The sequence below is a fragment of the Vibrio sp. V03_P4A6T147 genome (assembly GCF_002241085.1).
GTDB classification, from domain to species: Bacteria; Pseudomonadota; Gammaproteobacteria; order Enterobacterales; family Vibrionaceae; genus Vibrio; species Vibrio anguillarum.
Genome location: NZ_NDIO01000386.1, coordinates 1 through 6,141, shown reverse-complemented (window position 1 = coordinate 6,141; position 6,141 = coordinate 1). Strand labels below are relative to the sequence as shown.

Genomic DNA, 6,141 nt, shown 5'->3' with positions numbered 1-6,141 from the left:
TCCATGCCGAACTCAGAAGTGAAACACAACAGCGCCGATGGTAGTGTGGGGTCTCCCCATGTGAGAGTAGGACATCGCCAGGCTTTGAATATTGTCTAACCAGACACGCTGCGGAGCGGTAGTTCAGTTGGTTAGAATACCGGCCTGTCACGCCGGGGGTCGCGGGTTCGAGTCCCGTCCGCTCCGCCACTTATTAAGAAGCCCTGCTAGTAATAGCAGGGTTTTTTCCTTTTGAGTTTCAATGAGATGCTTAAGTCGTTTTAAGCTATCTCTATTGCAACTAGATTCCCTGTGCTTATTCCTTGATGTCCTCTTGAGCGCTGAAATTCTTTTGGCTTATGTTCATCGAACAGAGTAGCTGCATGAAAGGCGCTACTATCTCAATCAATAGCCATATGAAAACAACGTGTAGGCATATAAAAAAGCCGACACGTTGTGTCGGCTAATCGTTTAGTGTTGTGCTTTACAGAATCTGTTTGAGTACTCTATCGGCCTTAACTCGCGTTACTTTGCGCAGTAGTTTTTGTACCGCATCAGGGTAGTTTTCTATCTTCTCTAGTTGTTTGTAGGTACAAACAAGTTGAGTGTGTCGAAGGATGTTGTCGATCTCTTGCTCAAACTTAGGTGTTAAGTGGTGATAGTGATCTTGGATCAGAATGGCATTCTCGAGATCGAGTTTCCATGCTCTTGGATTTAAGTTATTACCAGTGATCAACATGTAGCGCTTATCTACCCATACGCCTTTTAGATGGAAGCTATTCTCTTCATGTTTCCAGAGATGGATGGAAAGATTTCGACTGGCAATATGGGCTTCATTTACTTTGGCAAAACGGCGTAGATTAAGCTCATATAAATAAGGTAAGCCGCCGATTGTCTTGAAGGTTTGCTCTGGGGAAATATAGAAATCGTTTGCCGTTTTATCGCCAACGACAATGTGAACTTTCACACCCCGTTTCAATGCTTTCTTAACTTCTTTAGCGACACTTTTTGGAAAATTGAAATACGGAGTGCAGATAAAGACTTCATCTTTGGCATGAGCGATCAGTTGGTTAATATTGTGGTTGAGTTTATTTCGACGCTTTCCAATACCTACCAGTGGCGTCAAAGCAACTTGATCGGCTGTTGGGATCTGTGACTCAAACTCATAGTTTGCTGTTGCTAGAGAGGCTCTAAATTGCCGAATGTCAGTTTTGATATCTTTCGTCGTTGGCTTCGATGTGTTTGATAAGTCATTGACAGCAGGGTGACTTATCATTTTTTGCTGAATAAATTGTACCATGCTATCGGCAAGAGATTGGTTGTCGATGGTGTGATAGCGGTCGAATCGATAGCGCTCTTTGTGATGCAAATAAACGTTATTAAGGCTTGCTCCGCTATAGATCACCTGGTCGTCGACAATAAAACCTTTGAGATGTAAAACACCAAAAACTTCGCGGCCTCGCACGGGGATGCCGTATACGGGAATGGCGTGTTCGTGGTTCTGAGAGAACTCTTGATACATTGAAGCATTGCCTTCCGAAGCGGCCGCACCAATTAATCCACGTTGCGCTCTATGCCAATCAACGCAAATCGCAATATCTAAGCCAGGGTTTCTTTGCTTGGCATTATATAGCTCCGTTAAAACTTCTCTGCCTGCTTCGTCATCTTCTAAATACAGCGCTACAAGATAGATTCGTTTACTTGCCTGACGGATCGACTGGATCAGATGATTTTTAAATTCTTTTGCCGAAAATAAAACTTCAAAATGATCCGGTGATTGTGCGATGGTCGGCAATCGCTCGAATGGGTTTCTATGAGCAATCATATTGGATGATTTACCTTACTTATTTGCAAAATTGCGAACTGGGGATATTACCAAATTCAACGGTTCAATTGCTAGAAAAGCCGCGCATTCTCGTCATACTAGCCTAGGTATCTCATAGGAATGAGATCTTTACCACTGGATACATAGCGCTCAAACCGTTGCATAAGAGCTATTGGTAGTTCTTCTGTCATTATGGAGTGAAAACCATGACGAGCATAAAAGGGCTCAAGATGAGCGTATGCGAAGCAATAATCCTGATTATTGAGAATATTCTCGCTGCAATAATTGAGCAACTGCGACCCAATCCCTTTTTTTTGGTTTTCTGGCAGCACAAGCATGCCAGTCAGTAATCGATATACATCAATATTTTTAAATCTGACAACAGCAGATATCTGCCCATCGAGCGTGCCTATAACGCACAATTCATCTTTCCTAGCTTTTGCTGAAGGGTAATGTTCTTTGTACATTCGCTTGATCAAAGGAAGTTTTATCGGGGGGAGTATGTCAAATTGTAGTTGCCACATTTCTTCCTGCTTCGAATAGTTATCTGTTGTAGAATGGCGTGAGTTTAATTTATCCATAGAATGCCATGCAATTACATCCCAATGCGAGCTTAAAAAAATACCACACTTTTGGCCTAGAACAATCTTGTCAATTATTAGCTGAAGTTTTCTCTGTGCAAGATTTGGTGGAAATTTACCAGAGCGCAGAATGGCAGACTTTGCCTAAGTTGATGTTAGGAAAAGGTAGCAATGTCCTTTTTACTTGTGATTTTCAAGGAATGGTTTTAAGCAACCAACTGAAAGGGTTACAGCACACGCAGGATGATAATTACCATTATTTGCATGTTTCTGGTGGTGAGGATTGGCCTTCACTTGTTGAATGGGCAGTGAAGCAAAATATTGCAGGTCTTGAAAATTTGGCTTTGATACCTGGTTGTGCAGGTTCTGCTCCTATCCAAAATATTGGCGCTTATGGTGTAGAGTTTCAAGATGTGTGTGATTACGTTGATTATCTCTGTTTAGACTCCTTAACCGTCAAGCGCCTGAGCGCCAAACAATGTCTATTTGGTTATCGTGATTCTATTTTTAAGCACGCTTTGCACAGTAACGCGATCGTTGTAGCGGTAGGACTAAAGTTATTGAAGCAGTGGCAACCCGTACTGAATTATGGACCTTTGCAAGAACTGGATAGCCACACCTGCCAAGCTATTGATATTTATAAACGGGTATGCGCTACTCGCAATGCCAAATTACCCGATCCGCGGGTGCTAGGTAACGCAGGAAGCTTCTTTAAAAATCCAATTATTAGTTTAGAACATTGGCAGGCTCTTCTTGAGAGTTATCCCGATCTTGTTTCTTACCCCGTGGAAGAAGGCAGAAAAGTAGCGGCTGGGTGGTTGATTGATCAGTGTGGGCTCAAAGGGTATAGCTTAGGTGATGCTCAAGTGCATCCGAAGCAAGCTTTAGTGTTGGTAAATAAAGGTAGCGCTACAGCCTTTGATGTCATTCAACTAGCGATTAAAGTTTGCATAGCAGTTCAGGATAAATTTTCGATATCTTTAGAGCATGAAGTCCGATTTTTAGATGCGATTGGTGAAACGAACCTTGAGCATCTTGCTAAGGAATTAAAGTGAAAGAGCACAGTGTCAAACTATCATTACTTCGTCATCTGGCCAGTGGCGAGTTTTGTTCTGGTGAGTTGCTAGGAGCAGAACTTGGTATTTCTCGCGCTGCAGTCAGTAAGCATATTAAAGGGATTCAGGAGTGGGGAATTGATATTTTCCGCGTCCAAGGCAAAGGCTATCAGCTTGCTCAATCACTGAATCTACTTGATGCGACACAGATCCAAAATGCCGTGCGTAACCCTGTCGAGCTTTTCCCCATTATCGATTCAACCAACCAATACCTGTTAGAACGTGTAGATAACCTTGCTTCGGGCAGCGTTTGCTTAGCAGAGTATCAGGCTAATGGACGGGGTCGGCGTGGGCGTCAGTGGATATCGCCTTTTGGCAGCAATCTTTATGTTTCCATGTACTGGCGACTCGACGCAGGGATGGCGGCCGCAATGGGGCTTAGCCTTGTGGTCGGGGTCGCGATTGTGGAAGCGCTAGCAAGCATCGGATTTGACGGTGTAAAGCTTAAGTGGCCGAACGATCTCTATTTTCAGGATAGAAAGCTGGCGGGCATTTTAGTCGAAATGACAGGGCAGGCTGGCGCAGCGGCACATTTAGTGATTGGGATGGGAATGAACATTTTCATGCCCGAAAATGAGCAAGCCATTGACCAGCCATGGGCAAGTTTGTCGCAGGTAGCCGACGGTCTGAAAATAGACAGGAACTTGCTCGCTATTGTCTTTATTCAATCATTAGACCAAGCGCTACGTGATTACGAGCTTTATGGGATGAAGGATTTTATACCGCGCTGGAATCGACTCGATAACTTTATTGGTCGAAAAGTTAAACTGCTTATGGGCCCCCAAGAGGTCTATGGTGTGGTGCACGGGATCAACGAATATGGAGCGGTGTTGCTAGAAACAGAGAATGGAATGGAGAGTTACATTGGTGGCGAAATATCGTTACGCAAGGCAGAGTAACCGCTTTACCAAACTATTTTCTTAGTAGTATCTCTTCCACGGTATGATTGAGGCCTTTACGCAAAACTAACTGAGCGCGCTCTTTGGTCGGTAAAATATTATGTTGCAGATTTTTACCGTTGATCGAGTGCCAAATGCTCTCAGCTTTTTCTCTCGCCTCTCGCTCAGACAGTTTTGTGTAGTGGCTAAAGTACGATCCCGTCTCCTTAAAGGCGCTGTGACGAAACTTCATAAAGCGTTCAACATACCACTTTTCAATAAGTTGACTGTCCGCATCGACATACAGTGAGAAATCTAAGAAATCAGATATAAACACTCGATGTGGATCGTGTGGATAATCCATGCCGCTTTGCAAGACGTTCAATCCTTCAATGATCAACACATCTGGCCTATCGACGACTTTCTCTTCAGTGGTGATGTCGTAAGTAAGATGTGAATAGATCGGCGCGCTTACATTTCTTTTTCCTGCTTTAACATCCGACACAAACTGTACCAGACGTTTCATATCATAAGATTCAGGAAACCCCTTTTTCCCCATAATTCCTCTCTCATTAAGAATTTTGTTGGGAAAAAGAAACCCATCTGTCGTGATCAGTTCAACTTTGGGATGATTCTCCCAGCGTGAAAGAAGCGCTTTTAACAAACGCGCCGTAGTACTTTTCCCAACGGCGACACTTCCTGCGATGCCAATGATAAAAGGAGGCGATATATCGGTATTACCGAGAAATTGATGCAAAACCGCATTTCGGCTTTGTCTGGCGGCCACGTATAAATTAAGTAAGCGAGCCAAAGGCAGATAAATCTCAGCCGTTTCTTTCATCGTTAGGTTTTCATTAATACCTTGTAGCTCTTTTAAGTCAGCCTCAGAGAGAGTCATTGGGACAGAGTTACGTAGCTCGGCCCATTGATTGCGATCAAAAGAGATATAAGGACCCATAAAATACCTAACGATGAATGACAGAAAAAAGAAGAGGATGAAACATACATTAAGGTGAAAAGAATGGAAATGCCTTAAACGATAGAATTGAGTGAGAAAACGCATTTTGCTTGAAAAAGCAACGAACAGGCGAGATTTATGGAAAATTGGTTTTTTTTTAATATTTAGGCTTGCAAGGCTGAGCATCATTCAATAGAATGCGCTCCACTTATGCCGACTTAGCTCAGTAGGTAGAGCAACTGACTTGTAATCAGTAGGTCACCAGTTCGATTCCGGTAGTCGGCACCATTCTTTTTCGAAAGAATGAAGAAAAAATTTGGAGGGGTTCCCGAGTGGCCAAAGGGAGCAGACTGTAAATCTGCCGGCTCCGCCTTCGATGGTTCGAATCCGTCCCCCTCCACCATATTCTTAAGGAAATAGCTCTCAGAGTTACGTGTGCGGGCATCGTATAATGGCTATTACCTCAGCCTTCCAAGCTGATGATGCGGGTTCGATTCCCGCTGCCCGCTCCAATTTTTGAGTGCTGATATAGCTCAGTCGGTAGAGCGCACCCTTGGTAAGGGTGAGGTCCCCAGTTCAACTCTGGGTATCAGCACCAGCTCTCCAAGCAATTATCTCCTTTTGATATATACTTCTTACCAATAATTTTGGTTGCGTGGTCATCAAAGCCACCTAAATCCGTACCTAGAGGGACAACTCATGTCTAAAGCAAAATTTGAACGTACGAAACCGCACGTAAACGTTGGTACTATCGGCCACGTTGACCACGGTAAAACAACTCTAACTGCTGCTATCTGTACTACAC

The 6,141-nt window shown here is 43.6% G+C and carries 6 protein-coding genes and 5 tRNA genes; 8 read left to right on the top strand and 3 right to left on the bottom strand.

Annotated elements, in window-relative coordinates:
• Positions 1-112 precede the first annotated feature (112 nt).
• Positions 113-189, top strand: a tRNA-Asp gene (locus B9J84_RS14665).
• A gap of 274 nt (positions 190-463) precedes the next feature.
• Here B9J84_RS14665 and pssA read toward each other — a convergent pair.
• Together pssA and B9J84_RS14655 are read right to left on the bottom strand one after the other, a co-directional pair.
• Positions 464-1,804 (bottom strand): CDP-diacylglycerol--serine O-phosphatidyltransferase, encoded by a 1,341-nt coding sequence (gene pssA / locus B9J84_RS14660; RefSeq protein WP_013857962.1) that lies wholly within the window; start codon positions 1,802-1,804, stop codon positions 464-466.
• A 98-nt stretch (positions 1,805-1,902) separates the two neighbouring features.
• Entirely contained in the window at positions 1,903-2,385 is a 483-nt protein-coding gene (locus tag B9J84_RS14655; protein WP_013857960.1) for a GNAT family N-acetyltransferase, read from the bottom strand.
• Between the two features lie 8 nt (positions 2,386-2,393).
• Here B9J84_RS14655 and murB point away from each other — a divergent pair, with 8 nt between their 5' ends.
• Positions 2,394-3,440, top strand: coding sequence for a UDP-N-acetylmuramate dehydrogenase (gene murB, locus B9J84_RS14650; protein ID WP_010318970.1), 1,047 nt, complete (start codon positions 2,394-2,396; stop codon positions 3,438-3,440).
• Positions 3,437-4,399 carry a bifunctional biotin--[acetyl-CoA-carboxylase] ligase/biotin operon repressor BirA gene (gene birA, locus B9J84_RS14645; RefSeq protein WP_094124448.1) on the top strand — a complete coding sequence of 321 codons (963 nt, stop codon included), beginning with the start codon at positions 3,437-3,439 and terminating at the stop codon, positions 4,397-4,399. The genes murB and birA overlap by 4 nt, the downstream gene beginning before the upstream one ends.
• A gap of 13 nt (positions 4,400-4,412) precedes the next feature.
• On the opposite strand, the gene coaA is transcribed toward birA, so the two are convergent.
• The gene (coaA, locus tag B9J84_RS14640; protein ID WP_179217576.1) at positions 4,413-5,336 is read right to left on the bottom strand and encodes a type I pantothenate kinase; all 924 of its coding nucleotides are present in this window, start codon (positions 5,334-5,336) and stop codon (positions 4,413-4,415) included.
• Between the two features lie 212 nt (positions 5,337-5,548).
• Here coaA and B9J84_RS14635 point away from each other — a divergent pair.
• The 5 genes from B9J84_RS14635 to B9J84_RS14615 form a co-directional block, all read left to right on the top strand.
• Positions 5,549-5,624 (top strand) — tRNA-Thr (locus tag B9J84_RS14635).
• A 30-nt stretch (positions 5,625-5,654) separates the two neighbouring features.
• Positions 5,655-5,739: transfer RNA gene (locus B9J84_RS14630), tRNA-Tyr, on the top strand.
• Between the two features lie 34 nt (positions 5,740-5,773).
• A tRNA-Gly gene (locus B9J84_RS14625) sits at positions 5,774-5,848 on the top strand.
• A gap of 10 nt (positions 5,849-5,858) precedes the next feature.
• A tRNA-Thr gene (locus tag B9J84_RS14620) sits at positions 5,859-5,934 on the top strand.
• Positions 5,935-6,035: 101 nt separating this feature from the next.
• Positions 6,036-6,141: GTP-binding protein (locus B9J84_RS14615; RefSeq protein WP_234896189.1), on the top strand; the 106-nt coding region annotated here is incomplete at its 3' end.